Origin of the sequence: Streptomyces sp. NBC_00104, from assembly GCF_045160825.1 — a bacterium.
Classification (GTDB): domain Bacteria; phylum Actinomycetota; class Actinomycetes; order Streptomycetales; family Streptomycetaceae; genus Streptomyces.
Genome location: NZ_CP108215.1, coordinates 7576299 through 7593223 on the forward strand (window position 1 = coordinate 7576299; position 16925 = coordinate 7593223).

18 protein-coding genes are annotated in these 16925 nt (G+C 65.5%); 17 read left to right on the forward strand and 1 reads right to left on the reverse strand.

All coding sequences use genetic code 11. From position 1 onward, the window contains the following. Positions 1–201: 201 nt before the first annotated feature. Both OG272_RS33415 and OG272_RS33420 read left to right on the forward strand, forming a co-directional pair. Entirely contained in the window at positions 202–1185 is a 984-nt protein-coding gene (locus tag OG272_RS33415) for a hypothetical protein (RefSeq protein WP_405895402.1), read from the forward strand. A 534-nt stretch (positions 1186–1719) separates the two neighbouring features. Further along, on the forward strand, positions 1720–4659 hold the full coding sequence (locus OG272_RS33420; protein ID WP_405895403.1) for a YncE family protein: 2940 nt from the start codon (positions 1720–1722) through the stop codon (positions 4657–4659). A 315-nt stretch (positions 4660–4974) separates the two neighbouring features. On the opposite strand, the gene OG272_RS33425 is transcribed toward OG272_RS33420, so the two are convergent. After that, entirely contained in the window at positions 4975–5661 is a 687-nt protein-coding gene (locus OG272_RS33425) for a DUF6338 family protein (RefSeq protein ID WP_328224015.1), read from the reverse strand. Between the two features lie 282 nt (positions 5662–5943). Here OG272_RS33425 and OG272_RS33430 point away from each other — a divergent pair, with 282 nt between their 5' ends. The 15 genes from OG272_RS33430 to OG272_RS33500 all read left to right on the forward strand — a co-directional run bounded on the left by OG272_RS33430 (position 5944) and on the right by OG272_RS33500 (position 16909). Next, positions 5944–6315 carry a TIR domain-containing protein gene (locus tag OG272_RS33430; RefSeq protein ID WP_328224016.1) on the forward strand — a complete coding sequence of 124 codons (372 nt, stop codon included), beginning with the start codon at positions 5944–5946 and terminating at the stop codon, positions 6313–6315. 5 nt (positions 6316–6320) lie between these two features. Beyond that, positions 6321–7313: a caspase family protein gene (locus OG272_RS33435; protein ID WP_328224017.1), complete on the forward strand. Its 993-nt coding sequence runs from the start codon at positions 6321–6323 to the stop codon at positions 7311–7313. 49 nt (positions 7314–7362) lie between these two features. Beyond that, positions 7363–7608 carry a hypothetical protein gene (locus OG272_RS33440; protein WP_328224018.1) on the forward strand — a complete coding sequence of 82 codons (246 nt, stop codon included), beginning with the start codon at positions 7363–7365 and terminating at the stop codon, positions 7606–7608. A gap of 558 nt (positions 7609–8166) precedes the next feature. After that, a complete protein-coding gene (locus tag OG272_RS33445; protein WP_405896081.1) occupies positions 8167–9972 on the forward strand; it encodes an IS481 family transposase in 1806 nt (601 codons plus the stop codon). Positions 9973–10104: 132 nt separating this feature from the next. Continuing rightward, positions 10105–10956, forward strand: coding sequence for a helix-turn-helix domain-containing protein (locus OG272_RS33450; protein WP_405895404.1), 852 nt, complete (start codon positions 10105–10107; stop codon positions 10954–10956). Positions 10957–11049: 93 nt separating this feature from the next. Further along, positions 11050–11439: an ATP-binding protein gene (locus OG272_RS33455; RefSeq protein ID WP_405895405.1), complete on the forward strand. Its 390-nt coding sequence runs from the start codon at positions 11050–11052 to the stop codon at positions 11437–11439. A 175-nt stretch (positions 11440–11614) separates the two neighbouring features. Continuing rightward, entirely contained in the window at positions 11615–12466 is an 852-nt protein-coding gene (locus OG272_RS33460) for a sigma factor-like helix-turn-helix DNA-binding protein (RefSeq protein ID WP_405895406.1), read from the forward strand. Further along, on the forward strand, positions 12463–13284 hold the full coding sequence (locus OG272_RS33465; RefSeq protein ID WP_405895407.1) for an integrase: 822 nt from the start codon (positions 12463–12465) through the stop codon (positions 13282–13284). The genes OG272_RS33460 and OG272_RS33465 overlap by 4 nt, the downstream gene beginning before the upstream one ends. Before the next feature lie 182 nt (positions 13285–13466). Further along, complete coding sequence (locus OG272_RS33470; RefSeq protein WP_086748239.1) at positions 13467–13814, forward strand: hypothetical protein; 348 nt, start codon at positions 13467–13469, stop codon at positions 13812–13814. A 5-nt stretch (positions 13815–13819) separates the two neighbouring features. Next, positions 13820–15190: an FtsK/SpoIIIE domain-containing protein gene (locus tag OG272_RS33475; protein WP_405895408.1), complete on the forward strand. Its 1371-nt coding sequence runs from the start codon at positions 13820–13822 to the stop codon at positions 15188–15190. An 89-nt stretch (positions 15191–15279) separates the two neighbouring features. Then, positions 15280–16020 (forward strand): DUF2637 domain-containing protein, encoded by a 741-nt coding sequence (locus OG272_RS33480; protein ID WP_405895409.1) that lies wholly within the window; start codon positions 15280–15282, stop codon positions 16018–16020. 24 nt (positions 16021–16044) lie between these two features. After that, a complete protein-coding gene (locus OG272_RS33485) occupies positions 16045–16227 on the forward strand; it encodes a hypothetical protein (protein ID WP_405895410.1) in 183 nt (60 codons plus the stop codon). Then, positions 16227–16412, forward strand: coding sequence for a mobile element transfer protein (locus OG272_RS33490; protein WP_086748235.1), 186 nt, complete (start codon positions 16227–16229; stop codon positions 16410–16412). The genes OG272_RS33485 and OG272_RS33490 overlap by 1 nt, the downstream gene beginning before the upstream one ends. Before the next feature lie 15 nt (positions 16413–16427). Next, positions 16428–16583, forward strand: coding sequence for a hypothetical protein (locus tag OG272_RS33495; RefSeq protein WP_086748234.1), 156 nt, complete (start codon positions 16428–16430; stop codon positions 16581–16583). A gap of 20 nt (positions 16584–16603) precedes the next feature. Then, positions 16604–16909, forward strand: coding sequence for a SpdD protein (locus OG272_RS33500; protein ID WP_326577457.1), 306 nt, complete (start codon positions 16604–16606; stop codon positions 16907–16909). The last annotated feature ends 16 nt before the right edge of the window (positions 16910–16925 follow it).

The following is a 16925-nucleotide window of genomic DNA, read 5'->3' on the forward strand; positions in this document are numbered from 1 at the left end:
ACCGGCTTCCCAGCCGTCTTCGGCCTGTGCCGCCACCGCTGCGCGCCCGCCGACGTGCCGACCGCGCATGCCGGCTGGCGCGCGTCGATACCTGACCGCCGGTCCTGCCTGTGCCGCGAATGACAGGTTGCGAGCTCGCAGAAAACTGGTCATGGTCGCTGAAGGTGATCAATTGATCACGTACTGCGATATGGAGAAGAAATGCTCAGACGTCAACTAAGCGCCGTGGTCTTGGCTGTGCCGATTGTTGCTGTGCTCGGCATGGGAAGCGTGGCAAGCGCGGAACCCCAGGTGTCCATCCCGTGTGATGTGACTGCGCTCAACAATGCGATCGTCGCCGCGAACAACAACACCGGGCCGCACACCATCCGGCTCGCGCCCAAATGCGTCTACAACGTCACGACTCCAGCGTCGACCGGCGGGCTTGGGGCCAACGCTCTGCCGCAAATCACGGGCACTGTCACCCTGCTGGGTCACAACACCACCATCCGACGGGACCCCGAAGCTGCCGTTGGCTTCCGCATCGCGGAGATCGACGGTCCCAATGGGCGCCTGACCGTGGACGGTGTCACGGCGACCGGTGGCGGCTACCTCGATTACGCCGGCACCTACCTGCCCACCGACGGAGGGACGCTCATCCTCCGGCACAGCACGGTGACCAACAGCACGGCGAACCAAGGGGGTGCCATTTTCGTCAACCAGGGCAGCACCCTCGAAGTCCATGACAGCGTTCTGCGGGACAGCGCGGCACAGCAGGGAGGCGCCATCTACAACGGGCCGCGCAGCACCACCCTGCTCGACAACACCAAAGTGGAGCGGAACCAGGCTACGCAATTCGGGGGTGGCATCTTCACCGCCGGGGTCTCTCTGACCATCAAGAAGTCGTACATCGGCGGCAATCGCGCCTTCGAGCAGGGCGGCGGAATCTACAACGACCGCGCCCCGATGACCATCTCCTCGACGGCCATCGCCGACAATCGCGCAGGCCAGATTGGCGGCGGTATCGCCAACTACGGCACCAGCACGCTGACGAAAACAGTGGTGCGGCACAACAGTGCGCTCAACGGCGGCGGCATCTGGCAAGCGCCGTCCCCCAGCGTCCTGAACCTCGTCAACAGCCGGATCGTCGACAACACCCCCAATAACTGCCGGCCTGTCGGCTCGGTCCCCGGCTGTACGTCCTGACCGCGGAGCGGGCCCATCGACGGTGCGGCCCTCGGTGATCGGTGACCCGGGGGAGGGGATGGAGGGGTCGGAGCTGTGGGCCCCGCCCTTTGCGCCCGATGAACTGGGCCGATGCCTCAAGATCCCATCCACGCCTCGTCCACAGCCCTCGACATAGAGCCGCTTCGGGCTGCATCCGCCTGCACATACGCGAAGACCCCGTTCTCAGCGAAAGCGCTGATGGCGGGGTCTTTGGGCACCTCATGCAAGGTGCCCCCGGCAGGATTCGAACCTGCGCACACGGCTCCGGAGGCCCCGTGGGTCCTGGGCAACATAGCCGGTCACGGGCCTGTACGTCACAGATCAGAGGGGGCAAGTCCACGGATAGTCCACGGCCGACTTAAGTAGAGAATGATCGAGTATGACCCATTTGTCACACTGCGATCAGATATCGTCCATGGATTTCCTGGACTGTACCGCTAAACCGTGAAGATGATGCCAAAGTCCTCTTAACATCGCAGGCTCAGATGAGCCGGGTCCAATGGGGAGCACCACATGTGGCCGCATCGTGTGCGCTGGGCTGCTTGGAGAGCACTGTCGTTATTGGCGCTCGTTTTCATGATCATGGCCGTCTTCTGGCACCGCGAGGTGGTGGCACCGCCCGTCAAGTTGGTCGTCCCGCCGTACACCACACCAGCCGTCGAGCAGAAGCTCCTTGCCACCTCGGATCTGTCTTCGATTGGGCGCAGCTTCTGGCTCCCCATGCAGGACGGCCCTCCAGACGGAGGGCTGTTTGTCGGGTCCGGCCGACTGAGAGCCGACTTCCGGCGCCTGACGGTCGTCGGGGCGTGGCAGCGCACCTGGGAAAGTGCTGACGCCAAAGACGTGGTGCAGATCCGGGCTCTTGAGATGCGGCAAGCCACCTACGCCCAGATGCAGGCGACACAGTCCTGTTCTCCAACCAGTGAAGTACAGGTGCCAAAAGCCGACCGGGCGGGCTTCATTAAACGTGGTGCTGGCTACGCCTCTGCATGCGCGGCGCTGGTGCGGGGGCGGACGGCAGTGGTATTTCTCGTTCAAACCAGCCGAGCTGAAGCGCCGCAGGCCACCGAGGAAATGCTTAGCGATCTCGTCCGACTACAGCAGCCCCGTATGACGGTGCTGCCTGACCTGTCTACCGTAAGTTGGCGCGACAGTGACACCCGCACGGCGCTCAACGCAGAGGCAATGAGCGCAGCCATCGGTCTACCCTTGTTACTCGGGCTGTTGGCTCTCCTGCGTGATCCCGCCAGCTGGCGTCGGCTTCGATCGTTCTTCAGTCGCCCCGTTAGAGACGGCGTCTTTCGTGTGGACCGTCTCGTGAACATGCGGCTGGCCAGCAGTACAGCAGCGGTCCTTGTACGGTTTTGCGTGTACGCCTGGGCTATACGCCTGACCGAGACGCTCTACATGGGCGTCTGGGCCACAATGGCTTTCGCCGTCGCCGCGGTGGTGGGTGTCCTGGTCGTCGAGAGGCTGCTACACAGACGGCATGCCGACCGGTGGAGACCGGCTGTCTTCAAGGGGTATGGGCGTATCCTGGCTGCACTTGGCTCATTCTTCACCGCAGTGATCGCTGGCGGTGGAGTGCTCTTGATCGTGCTGGGTTCAGACCTACAAGCAATGGGAGTCAGCCCCGGTTCGTCGGACTACGTAGCCACTGGCTTCGGGTCTCTCATCAGAGTAATTGGCGTAGTGGTCGTGTTGCTCGCCTTGGTGCCCTTCATTCTGATGAGGCGTCTGGGAATGCGATACCTGCGTCAACAGGTCGAGCAGGATCAGCGCCGCCCAACCCTCATGTTGCGGTCCTTCGCCGATGACCGCCGCACCCTCCGGGCCCGCCGATTGGACCGTGCATCAGTAGTCGAGCGGCTCTTCATGCGCCGCTTCGAGCGCTTCGAGGAAGTCGCAGCTTCCGCGCTAGCAGTGCACGGACCGGTTGAAACACTCAGCCAGGTGGGCGAGAAGTTGCCACCACCCCTGGGAGCGGCACGCCGCAGTTTCTCGATGGCTGACTGGAAAGACGGGGTTCGCGAACTGATCGGTCGATCACAGCTCATCTGTGTAACTGTCGGCCGCTCAGAGTCCCTGCTGTGGGAGATCCGCCAGATCAGAGCAGCTGGCGCCTTGGGACGGACCATCTTCCTACTGCCACCGACTCGCCGTCGTGAACAGCGTCTACGGCTAGCGGTACTCGGTCACGCGCTGGGAATTGAGTGGAGCGAACTCGACCGGGCGCGCGCCGGCACGGAAGTTCTGGCAGTCACCCTTCCCTTCGACTCTCCGGTGATCGTCGTCGGACGTGCGCCAAACGACGTGAGCTACGAAGCAGCTGTTGAGATCGCCGCGCTGGCCGTGACCGGCACGAAGCCAGCATCGGCAGCTGACGTCCGCGAAACCGTTGGCGAATATCTCGTATATGCACGGCGAGTCAGAGGTAAAGGCGGGCAGCATTCCACCCACGCTACGCAGCCAGCCCCCCCGGTATTGATCCACGCACCTGGTGAGGCTCCCGTCTTCCGCCCGTGGTGGCGCCGGTGGTGGCACGTATGGCCCTGGGTGGCCGCAAGCGTCATTCCCGCGGTCTTCGCGCTGGCCTTCGGCACTTCTCGTGACAACGACTCGGATACGGTGAGTTACAACTCCCCAGTCACGGGCATCACGCAGGATGAAGCGTCAAACACCACCTATGCCGTGGTCAGCGGCCACTTCCTATCCAGGTTGGACTTTGGTCAGCACACTGGCCACACGGTCGCGCGCGTCAACGACTACATGGACCAGGTCATCGTCCGAGGCACTGCCGCCTACTACCTGTCTGTGGAGGCGGGCCGCATAGGTCGAGTCGATCTGCATACCGGACACACCCTGTGGACGCAGTCCGCTGGTGGCGGTGCTCGCTCCTTCGTCTTGGCCAACGACCGTGTAGTAGTCGCGTCACCCGCCGTCGGCCGAGTCGACGCGCTCGCTGTGAAGGACGGTCAAAGGTTGGCAAGGCTATCCGTCACAGGTGCTCCGTACGGCATCGCCAAAGCTAGGGGGCGCATTTTCGTCAGCCTCGCTCAACGCAACCAGGTGGTCGAACTAGCTGCGGATGACCTGCGACCAGTGGCCCGCCTGAAAGTCCCCCGAGGCCCGCTTCAGCTGACCACGCGAGGCGAGCAAGTTTGGGTACGCTCGGCATTGGGCCATGTCCTCCAGGTCGCTTGGCCGCAACCCAGCGGCACAGATGCCGGAAATAGGCTGCTGTTGAGCGACCAGAATGCTCGCGTTTCAAGCAGCGGTACATGGTTGGCTGTACAGGGGATGGAGAGGGTGACAGTAATACAGCCAGACGGGAATCGGCGGCGGATTCCCATGCCGGACCCTTCATTCCTCGCCTTGCTTGTCCAACACGATGGGGCGGTAGTTGTAGCGTACGATTCGGGCCGGGTGACTCGAATTCGTTACGCAGATTGAATCCGCGAGATCCGGTGCGTTGATCAGTCCGTCGAGGTCACTGAGAGACCCGGCAGCTTTCGCACGAGCACCTTTCAGAGGGCGGTAGCCTCGATCGGTCATGCGGGCCCGTCAGTAAGCTGGCGAGCTCGCATGACCGATCGAGGCTAGTTCTATAAGATGACCGTGGAAGGTGATGAGAATCTTTGGTTCCACATCACGTTGGATGACCGTTAGGGAGTCTGCTCATGGTCGAGAAGCCCAAGGCGCCCCAGGAGGGGGGCCGTAACCAGCCGCAAAGCAAGCCCTCTTCAGGGGGTAGCCGTGGCCATAAGCCTACGAAACAGCCGGGGCGGACGCCTGCGTCGCCCCCTCCTCCCCCTCCTCCTGCTCAGGGGCAAGGGAGTAGCTGACAAACATCGTGACGATCCGGCGCGCTGAGATACATGCCGCTCCCCACGGAAAGTCATGCGTCTCGGTTGCGCCGGGGGCCCGGTACTTCAGCGGCTGGATCAGCACCAAGTCTCTGTCTGGCAAATCGTCAGAACTTATGTTGAACGATGCCTGTCGCCCCTCGATGTACGAACCGTCATCCAGGATGCACCCCACGAGCGGGTTTTCTCCCGGAAACCATTTCTCAAACATGACCCACCACGCTGACATCGCAGATGAATGTGGTTTGCGCCCTGCGATGGCTGCCATTACCGCAGCCAGAACGCATGCAAGCGCTAGCATGCCTCCCGCCCACCACACCAGCTCGGCATAGTGGGCCCGTGCGTAGGTGGCGCCCTCCCGGATCAGCCGTCCGATATCCGGCGTCAGATCGGGCCTAAGCCCGCGCAGTGCCGCGAAGAGCACCAGTGCAGCAAGCTCGGTCAGAATGCTGCAGAACACCACTGCGCCAGTCTCCCGAAAGGGCGTTGGACGACGTTCACTCCCCTTACGTTCCCGGACGATGACAAACGTGAGGCCCGGCAGCAGCAGGACAACGAGCAGAACCAAACCTGTGATGGTGGTGGGCACAACGGGTCCCTTTGTGCGTAGAGAGGTGGGCAGGCTGTACACCGTACAGTGCCCGCACGGCCGCGCACGGTGCTCATTGACTTGCATGATCGCAATCCGCGCGTCACCCGCCTGCGGGCGCCATGCGCTCAGCCGCCGGCCGGTGGCGTCGTCAATCTGATCAAACCCCACCCCAACGTCGGGGGGCCCTAGTAACCTGAACGATCAAGCCGGATACATCGGCGGCTCACTTGCAAGGAGGTCCTCCTTCGCAGTGCAGCCCGCCAAGCTTAGGGAGACGCAGTGGCAGACAAAAAGGTGGTCTTCGTGGCGTTCGCCATCGAGGATGAGCGCCAGAGAGACTTCCTGAAGGGACAGTCCCTGCACCCGCGAGCTCCTTTCGAGTTCATCGACATGTCGGTGAAGGAGCCCTATGACAGCAACTGGAAAGATCGAGTGCGCACTCGAATTCGGCGCTCTCATGGAGTCATTGTTTTGGTCAGCAAGAACTCCCTGACGTCGAGCGGGCAAAGGTGGGAAATTCAATGCGCCAAAGAAGAGGGAAAGTCAATTCGAGGCATCTGGGCTTACGCTAATGACCGTACGGCAATTCCTGGTGTGAGTACAGTAACGTGGACTGACGTGAACATTGCTAACTTCATCGACTCCCTGTAGGTGTTATGCGTAAGGCCCTTATCGTCGGAATCGACCACTATGAAAACCTCGAAAATCTAACTGGATGCGTAAACGATGCCTTCGCAGTCAAGGCCGCGATCGAGCGTAATTCAGACGGAACACTTAACTTTCCCTCCCCTCATGTCATGACGGGAACAAGCGTTACGCAGTGCGTCACCAAAAGGAGCCTCAAGGAGGAGGTTAGGCGGCTTTTCGCAGATGACTCGGAGATTGCCCTATTCTACTTCGCGGGGCACGGATACATCGAAGACACCGGCGGTTTCCTGTGCGCGAGTGATTCCGAGACCGGGGACGATGGGCTCGCTTTGTCTGAGGTTATGAAACTAGCGAATAGTTCGCAGGCAAGAAACAAGGTGATCATTCTCGATAGCTGTCACAGCGGCGTGGTGGGAAATAATTCGATGACCACAGGCCTTGCTGAAATTTCAGACGGCGTCACCATCTTGACTGCCTCGACGGCCGAGCAGTACTCCTACGAGACGTCCGGTGGCGGCGCGGGTGTATTCACAAGCTTATTCGTTGATGCACTCAATGGGGCAGCGGCGAATCTAGTGGGGGACATTACACCCGGAAGTGTTTACGCTCATATTGATCAATCGCTTGGCCCATGGGCGCAGCGGCCAGTCTTCAAGACAAACGTCAAGACCTTTGTCTCTCTGCGGAAGGCTGAGCCGCCGATCTCCCTTGCTGACCTCCAAGCGCTGACGAAGCACTTCCCGGCACCGGACCACAACCTCCAATTGGACCCGTCGTTTGAACCGGAGCGATCTGCGGAACAGCGGACGGATGCGTCGATTCCGTCACCTGACCCCGTAAACACGGCAAACTTTGCCGTACTACAGAAGTACGTCAAGGTCAACCTTGTTCGGCCTGTAGATGCGCCCCACATGTGGCACGCTGCTATGCAAAGTAAGTCATGTGAACTAACGGTGCTAGGGCAGCATTATTGGGCGCTTGTAAGCAAAGGGTTGATCTAGAGTGACTGACCTCCCAGAAGGCTCACTAAATTCCCGCAAGATGGAAAGAATGGTGGAGGAGCTTGCAAATGTCGAACATGAACGATGGGCGCATTGGCAACGTTATCTCCACTCGAAATGCGTACGCGATGATGATGGTTCGCTGACTATTCCCGCTGAGCTCGTGCGGCGGTGGGAATTGCAGATGAATACGCCGTACTCCGAGCTGTCGGAGGAAGAAAAAGAGAGCGATCGAGAGCAGGTTCGGCGCTATTTGCCGATCGTCTCCAGAATGCTTGAACCTCCTGCCTCCTAGGGGCCAATGATGCATCGGCAGTTCCAGACCGGGCCCTATGCGGTACTCCACCTCGGGAGTTCATGAAAGAGAAGGTCGGTGGAGCGGGTTTGGCCGGTGTCCTGCCCGGTTTGGGGTCGAGCATGACCAGGGGGCCGTACGCTGGTCGGCAACTCGGGCAGGCTTTGCACCTGCCCGGAATTTGAACGAGTGGCCCCCTGGTCTTGCTCGACGCGGGACCCGAATTGGGGAGGTGGCTAAAGCCGTGGAGCCGACCGCCCCAGCCACAGAGGGTGTCTCCCACTTCATGCCCGCAGCCGCCGAGCGCGCCGCCGTGCGCGGCCAGCCGGGGCGCAGACAGGAGGCAGGCCGCGCCGCAGAGGCGGCGCGCGCCCGCGCCGTGCGCGGGCCTTGAACCAGTAGAGAAAGTTTGAATCACGCTCTGCCGACGGCCTGTGTCCGATCCCGGGTGATGCTTGACAGTTCGATCCCAGCTGATGGTTGACGGTGGCCGTGATCGGCTTTTCTGTGCACGTCGTTGCGGCGTGTGGCAGGAGGCCGGGATTGGCGCTGGTGGAGTTGTCGGTTGTCGAGCAGAGATACCGGGCTGTGTTGGCAGTGCTGGCGGGCGCGACGGTGACCGAGGTCGCTGCGTCGCTCGGGGTGTCGCGGCAGACGGTCAGCGGGTGGAAGTCCCGGTATGAGGCCGAGGGGCTGGCGGGTCTGGCGGACCGGTCACGCAGGCCGGCGTCGTGTCCGCATCAGGCATCCGCCGAGGTGGAGACGGCGGTGTGTGAGCTGCGGCGTCAACATCCTCGGTGGGGTCCGCGGCGGATCGCTCATGTGCTGGAGCGGTCCGGGGCGGTGGCGCCGGTGCCGTCGCGGATGACGGTGTATCGGATCCTGGTCCGTCATGGTCTGGTGGAGCCGGGGGTGCGGCGCCGGAAGCGGTCGGATTACAAGCGCTGGCAGCGCGATCGAGCGATGCAGTTGTGGCAGATGGACATCGTCGGTGGGGTGATGCTGGTCAACCCGGTCACTGGCGAGCTGACCGAGGCGAAGATCGTGACCGGTGTGGACGATCATTCCCGGTTCTGCGTGATCGCGTCGGTGGTGGAGCGGGCGACCGGGCGGGCGGTCTGCGCGGCCTTCGTCCGGGCCTTGCAGGCGTTCGGGGTGCCGGAGGAGGTGCTCACCGACAACGGCAAGCAGTTCACCGACCGGTTCGGGCATGGCGGTGAGGTGTTGTTCGACCGGATCTGCCGGGAGAACGGGATCGCGCACCGGCTCACCCAGCCGGCCTCGCCGACCACGACGGGCAAGGTCGAGCGGTTCCATCAGACGCTGCGACGTGAACTTCTCGACGATTGCGGTGCGTTCGAGAGCATCCAGGCGGCGCAGTCGGCGCTGGACGCGTGGGTGCAGGAGTACAACTCCGTCCGGCCGCATCAGGCGCTGGACATGCACTCTCCGGGTGATCGGTTCACGCCGGTTCCCGAGGAGGAGCGGGATGTGCTGGGGCTGAGGGTGCCGGGGGTGCTGGCTCTGGTGCCGCAGCAGCGGACTGCGCCTGCGGAGCGGGGTCCGGCTGAGGCGATGGCCGTCCGTGCCGGGCTGCCCGAGGAGGTCCCGGCATCGGCGGCGATGGAGCCCGGTGGGCCGGTGGAGTTCGAGCGGGTGGTGCCTGCGAGTGGAAATCTGCAGGTCGCGGGGAAGCAGTTCTGGCTGGGGCCGTCCCGTTCGGGGCTGACGGTGACGTTCTGGGCGGACACATCGGTGATCCATCTGCTGGTCGCCGGGGCGCGGATCAAGAGTGTGCGGTCGCACCTGTCGGTGGCGGATCTCGTGCAGCTGGCCGCCCGGGGAGGTCGCGCGGCCGGTCCCTCTCCACTGCCTGCCGGGGACGGGGAGGCGTTCGAGGTGGACCGGGTGGTGAACAACAGCGGGCTGGTGAACCTGGGCGGGCGCCAGGTGCTTGCGGCGGAGATCCTCGGCGGCCGTCAGGTGGGCATCCGGATCGACGAGGAGACGCTGTCGTTCTTCGATCCCTCGTCGCGGGAGCTGCTGCGGGTGCGGCCCAACCCGCTCACCAGCGAGAAGGTGCAGCGGTTGCACGGCCTGCGGCCCGCGGGTCCGCCGCCCCGGCCCCGGGTGGAGCCGGTCCGCGTGCAGCGGCGGGTCAGCGCGGTGGGCACGGTCATGGTCTGCCGCCAGACTGTCTCCCTCGGCCGCCCCTACGCAGGCCAGACGGTGACCGTGCATGTGTCGGACACGACGATCACCGTCGAGCTGGACGGGCAGATCCGGGTCATCCGGCGCACGACCGACGTCCCGGTCCGTAACGTGAAAGCGAACAAGCCCCACGGGGCTTCCCAAGTTGTCTAGGCCCACCGTCAAACAACAGCTGGGACCAGAACGTCAGCCATCAACTGGGACCCGACATCTGCCGACGGCCTGTTGTTCCCGGTCGTTGCTCCTGCGCTGGTTGGCGTGCCCTCGTGGTGTAGAACCCTTGGTATGGGGAGTGAGCGGCGGGAGCGGATGAATGCGCTTGGGGCGCGTCTTCGTGCTCTTCGGGCGGATGCCGGTCTGACGGGTGCTGTTCTGGCGCGACGAGCCGGTGTTGGGCAACCGACCGTGTCCAAGGTCGAGACCGGGCGGATGGTCCCCAGCTCCGATGTGCTCAACCGGCTCTCTCGGGCCCTCGGTCTCGATGAGACGACTTCGGGTGAGGTACGGGAGCTCCTGGTCGCTGTGGAGGCGGCTGTTGACGCTGCTCCGCAGCCCGAAGCGAGTGCACTCCCTGGCGTCGCCCTGGATGATGCGATCCGCGGGGCCCGGCTCGTGCGGTCGTTTCAGTGTGTGGTGCTGCCGGCCATGCTTCAGAGTGCCGAGTACGCCCGTCACGTCTTTGCGAGCGCTCCTGACGCTGAACCTGAGGCCGTTGGCCGTGCCGTCGCCGCCCGTGTGGAGCGCCAGAGTGCTTTGTATGAGCCGGGACGGGAGTCCGTGTTCGTCGTCACCGAGGGCGTGTTGAGGACCTGGCCCGGCACTCCGTCGCTCATGCTCGCCCAGCTTGACCGTCTGCTGGCTGTCGAGAGTCTGACCACCGTGCGGCTCGGAGTGATCCCGTGGGATCGGCCGGTGCCGGTCATGCCTCGGCATGGCTTCACCCTGTGCGACCGGAGTGCGGTCGTGGTTGAAGCGCTCCGGGACGAGCAGGTCTCGGACGGCGGGGACGAAGTCGCCTCGTACGAGGAGGTGTTCGGTTCCTTCGAGGGTGTGGCCGTCTTCGGTGGTGAGGTGCGGGAACTGCTGTTGCGGGTGATGAAGGAGTTTCGCGACCTGGCGGACACCGTCACTCCATAGAGGAATAATTCCTCTAGATGCCTTGGTGTGTGGCTGGCTGGGGGAATACTCTGCCCTTCGTGCTGTCTAGCCCTCTAGACAAGGAGTCTTCCCATGTTCACCAAGTGGTGCCGTGCCTTCCCTGGGCTGCCGGATCAGGTGGCCGAAGCCCGTCACTTCGTCGCCGCCCTTCTCCAGGAGTCGAGCGTTGTCGATGACGCGGTCCTGGTTGTCAGTGAGCTCGCGACCAACGCAGTCCGGCACACCCTCAGTGGCTCGGCGGGCGGCTGGTTTCTCGTAGTCGTCGTCTTCCGGGCGGACTGCGTGCGGCTCGAAGTGGTCGACATGGGCGGCGACCGCGCCCCTCGGATGCGTGACGAGGCAAGCCAAGACGACGGCGGTCGTGGCCTGGTGCTCGTCGCAGCCTGTGCAAAGGACTGGGGTGTGAAGGGTGTACCGAGCGGGCGCACCGTGTGGGCCGACTTGGTCCGGGATGGCGTGTGATGGCAGTTGGTGCGGCTCCCGCTGTCGGCTGCCATGCCGGTGGTGGCGGGTGAGCCCTCGGGGTGTACCTCGGCGTAGATCCGGCTTCTATGTGATCGGCGCTCGCTCGGGCCGCCTGCTTCCGTCTTTTCTGTCTAGGGGCCTAGACTTCGGGGGAGGTCTAGGAGGTGAAGGCATGTCGGACGAGTTGCAGCGGATTATGTCGATTGATGATCCGTACCTGCTCCTGCGTGAGGTCACGACCCGGTTGGCAGACGCTCAGCAGGAAGTGACGGAGCTGGCGCGGCTTCGCCGGCGTGTGGTTCAGGATCTCCATGCGCAGGGGCTTTCGTACGCGCAGATCGCCGAAAAGGCTGGTCTGAGCCGTGGCCGGATTCACCAGATCCGCCACACTGGCCCGGCCCCCGAAGGTGCCTTCTTCGGTGCGGGCGTCGTCACGGTGGTCACTCCGCTTCGGGCGGACGACGTGAAGAAGCGCACGGTCGTCGCCATGGACGACATGAACTCGGGCAAGCGTCTCGAAGACCTGGCGAAGTCGTACAGCCTCGATGTCGCCACCGGCAATGTGCTCGTGAGCGGTGAAGTCAACCTCAACCGAGACGGTCTGATCGTCGTCTGCGGTCCGGGCATGTCCGAGGACATGTGGAACCTGTACGCCCAGGACCCGGTTCTCAGCTGGCAGCACGAGGACGGCGAACCCTGGACACTGCTGGACCGGCGCACCGGTACCGTTCACCGCTCAGGCCAGGACGGCGATCCGGCTCGCCCGCACGACGTGGGATACCTCGGCAGACTGCCCCGTCCGGACGGCAAGGGTTCGGTACTCGCCATTGCCGGTATTCACACGCAAGGCTCTCTCGGCGCTGTCCAGTTGCTGGCTTCGGATCTCAATGCCCTGTGGGGGCAGGTGGGGGAGCGTCGGTTCTCCACGCTGGTCGGCGTCGAGTACGACCCGGAGACCAGTGAGCCACAGTCCGTTGAGCTGGTCTGCCCGCTGTACCTGCACGACGAGGAGACCGCGGCGTGAGAGTCGCGCTCGGCTCTCTTCCCTCCGAACCCGGCCAGGAGAACGAGGACTTCGCCGCTGTCGCCCCCGGTGCTGCCGTCCTCCTGGACGGCGCCGGGGTTGCGGGGGCTGAGACCGGATGCGTGCACAGCATCGCCTGGTTCTCCGGGACCCTGGGGGCGCTGTTGCTGCGTGCCGTCACGGCTCATCCCCGCCGACCGCTCGCCGACTGCTTGGCCGACTCCATCGCCTCGGTTCGAGCCATGCACAGTGACAGTTGCGACCTGACCTATCGGGCGAGTCCGACCAGCACGGTCGTGGCGGTCCGGGCCGGTGACCAGGAGCTGGAATATCTCGTCCTCGGTGACTCCTCCCTCCTGCTCGACGAGCGCCACGGGGGTTGCGCGGTCATTACTGACCGGCGCCTGGACGAGGTCGGCAAGCCGTTCCGCGGCCCGGTCGACACCTTTCCCACCGGCTCACCCGAACACGCTGCCGCGCTGGCCGAGTACCGCGACGCGCTGACCGGACTGCGCAACCGGCCGGGCGGCTTCTGGATCGCCGGCCCCGACCCGCGGGCGGCTGAGCATGCACTGACCGGGTCCGTGCCGCTCGACTCCGTGGACTCCGTGAGTCTGCTGAGTGACGGGGCCACGCGGCTCGTGGACCGCTTCGAACTTTCCGACTGGGCAACGGTGTTGGGCATCCTCAACAAGTCCGGGCCGGATGAGCTGATCCGCCTGGTCCGAGATGCCGAGATCGGGGATCCGCACGGTCGGCGCTGGCCGCGCGGCAAAGCCCAGGATGACGCGACGGCCCTTCACTGGGTGCTGCCGTAGGGCCGTTCGGGCCTGGCTGTAGCCCTGCTCGTATACCCCCCTAGACAGTTGATGGGGCGTCGGGTTACTGTTGGCGTCAACCCCCCTAGACAGTTCGGGTGGGGCTCCCCCTTGCTGTCTAGGGGGGTATCCAATCCGGATCGGCGCCGAGAGAGGCGCCATCAACAAGTGAGGTTCAACGAATGCGTGTCATCCCCGTAGACACTTCCGCCGCGACGTTGCTGGTCACCAAGCTGCCCGAGACCAAGGTGAAGGACCGTCAGACCGGTGAGATCGCCGTGGACCCGGTGACCAACGCCCGGCTCATGGTGGTGGAGCTGGTGTTCATCGCGGCGGGCGGCTCCGACATGATCAAGGTGACGGTGCCTGAGCCGGGCATCGGTGACGGCCTGGTGATGGGAACTCCGGTCTTCCTGTCCGGCCTGGTGGCCCGGCCCTGGGAGAGCGAGTTCGGCGGCCGGGCCCGCCACGGCATCGCCTACCGGGCCGACGCCGTCATGGTCGGCACCCCGGCGCCGGTACAGGGCTGAACGCCATGACCGATTCCGTCTGGACACTGCTCCTGGTGCTGCTGGCGCTGGCTGCGCTGCTCATGATGCGTCGGCGGACGCCGGCCCTGTTCTGGTGGCTCGTCGGGTACCCGGCCGTCACCCTGCGCGTCCTCGTCTCGTACCGGGCGACCATGGACGCCTGCGGCCTGACGGTTCCGGCTTCGGCCGTCCGTCGGGCCACGGCCCGGATGATGGGGAGGGAAGCGGCCCCGGTGCCGCCTCGCCGGTCCCTGCCGCGGCCGACCGGGTCCGGCCTCGTGATGCAGTTGCGCATGGCGGCCGGGCAGGCACCCGAGGACTTCACTGCCTCGGCCGACCGGCTACGGCACGCCTGGGGTGCCCACGCCGTGCACATTCGCCCCACAAAGCCGGGACGGCTCGAACTGCGTCTGATCGGCTGGGATGTGCTCGCCGACGTGCGCCCCGCCCGCCGCTGGCGGGGGAGTGGGCCGCTCACTCTCCCGTTGGCCCTGCGTGAAGACGGTCACTGGCACGTACGGGACTTCCGCACCGTGCCGCACGAACTGATCCTCGGCGCCACGCAGTCCGGCAAGTCCGTATACCTGCGCAACCTGCTGTGCGGCCTCGCCCGGCAACCCGTCGCCCTCGTCGGCATCGACTGCAAATGGGGCGTCGAACTGGCGCCGTTCGCGCCCCGCCTGTCGGCCCTCGCCGATACCGCTGACCGCGCGAACGACGTCCTTGACGCCCTGCTGGAGGAAATGGAGGCACGGTTCCGACTCATCGGCCTGTCGAGCGTGGCCGGTCCGGACGCCGTGCTCACCTCCGACGTGTGGGGGCTGCCGGATGACGTGCGGCCGGTGCCGGTCGTGGTCGTCGTCGACGAGGTCGCGGAACTCTTCCTCGCCGCGAGCCGCGACGACGAGAAACGACGCGACGCCATGGTCACCAAGCTCATCCGCCTTGCCCAGCTCGGCCGCGCGGCCGGCATCTACCTGGAAGTCTGCGGACAGCGCTTCGGCTCCGAACTCGGCAAGGGCGCGACCATGCTGCGCGCTCAGCTCACCGGGCGCGTCTGCCATCGCGTCAACGACGAGACCTCGGCGAACATGGCGCTCGCCGACATCGCCCCCGAAGCGGCACTGGCCGCCACGTCCATCCCGGCCGAACGGCCCGGCGTCGCGATCGTCGGCGACTCCTCCGGCGGCTGGTCCCGCGTCCGCTCGCCTCACCTCACCCTCGACGAAGCGGCGGCCGTCTGCCGCGACACCTCCGGCCTCGTCCCGGACCTGGCCCGGCTCGCCGCCTTCCGCCCCTCCGACGTCGTGAAGCCTGTCGAGTCGGCCCCGGCCGCTGCCCCTGTCGCGCCCTCGGCTCGCCCGGTCGCCGAGTAGCCGCGTCCTTCCCTCCCACGGTCGGCGTGACCGCCTCACGCCAAGGTCCCTACCCCTCCCATGCCTGAAGCAGGAAGGAAGACGAGCCGATGCGCGCCCAACTCGCCCGCCTGGACGCCGTGATCATCCAAGCTGTCATCGCGGGCGCCCTGTCCTTCTCCCACCTCCACGACCTCGCCGAAGCGGCTGGCCAAGGCGGCTGGAAGGCGTGGGCCTACCCGATCAGCGTTGACCTTCTGCTGGTCGCCGCCTGGCGCCGGATGCGCGAACAGCAGCGGGCCGGACAACCGTCCGGGGGTCCCCGCCTGTGGTTCCTCGTCGCGCTCGCCGCATCCCTCGGCGCCAACGTCGCCACCGCCGGGCTCCTCGACCTGGACCACGTACCCGCGTGGCTCCGCGTCGTGGTGGCCGGCTGGCCCGCCGTCGCCTTCTTCGGCGGCACGCTCCTGGCGCACACCTCGCACACCCCACGCACGCCAGAAGCACCCTCGGCCCCTGCCCCGATGACCATCGACACCATCCGGGACAGCGAGTCGGCCGACTCAGGCCGTGACGCACTCCCCGCGGCTCCCCTCGACTCGGCCCCCGTCGGCAGGGCCACCGAGGAACCGCCTCCCGCACCCGACCCGGAGACCCCGACCGACCCGGTGACCGTGCCGGTTCCGTCACCCGTTCCCACCGTCTCCCTGCCACCCGCCCTCGTCGACCGCGTCCGGGCCCTGGCCGAGGAGCACCGCGCAACGACCGGCCACCCGGCCGACCCCGACCACGTACGCGCCCGGCTCGGCCTGCCCCCGACCATGACCGCCGCCGTCGCCGCCCACCTCTGACAGAAGAAAGGGAGACCTCAAGACATGCGTCCGTGCATCCGCATCGCCCTGGAGCACTCCGCCGAACTGACCCGAAGCAACCGGCTCGTGGATGCCCTCGCCCTCGGTGAGGCCGCGCTCAGCGAGGCCACCGACGACGAACGCGCCGAGATCCGCCAGTGGCTCACCGACCACACCCGTGACTTCACCGGAGAGGACGACTCGTGATGTCCAGCCCCAAGCGCTTCCGCAACGTCCGCCGCATCGGCCCCGTACAGGTCGGCTCCTACATCGCCCGTGGCCGCAACCGCCACCTGGCCGCCTGTACCGCCCCGAACTGCGACTTCTCGGCCGACTACGGCAGCCGCACCGCCGCCGAACTCGCCGCCCGCACCCACCGCTGCAAGCCCTGACAGGAGACCACCGCCATGCACGTACCGCTCTGGTTCGTCGTGCTCGTCGTCGCCGTCCTCGGCGTCCAGCTCGCCCGGCCGCCGTGGTGGCTGGTCGCCCTGCTCCTCCTGGGCGGCTACCTCATCGCCCACAGTTTCCTCGCCCCGGCCGTTGCCACCCTCCTCGACTGACAGCAGAAGGGATCACCCACGTGTTCACGCCGAAGTACCCGCCGCAGGACACCGCCCCGCTTCCCACCACCACGACCCCGACCGCCATGAGCCCGGCCACGCACGTCCCGGCTCCGGCCCCGGTTCCGTCCGCCTCGGTCTTCGGCCGGCCGACCGTCCAACTCACCCCCGGCAGCACCCTCGCCCTGGCCGCCGCCGGGGGCGCCCTGGTCCTCGTCGTCGGCGCGGTCCTGGTCTCCATGCTCCTCGCCGTCGCGATCACCGCCGCCTCGGTCGCCGTGTGCGCCGTCGTCGTCCGCTCGATCCTCAAGAGCGACCGCCGCTGACCTCTCCAACTCATGG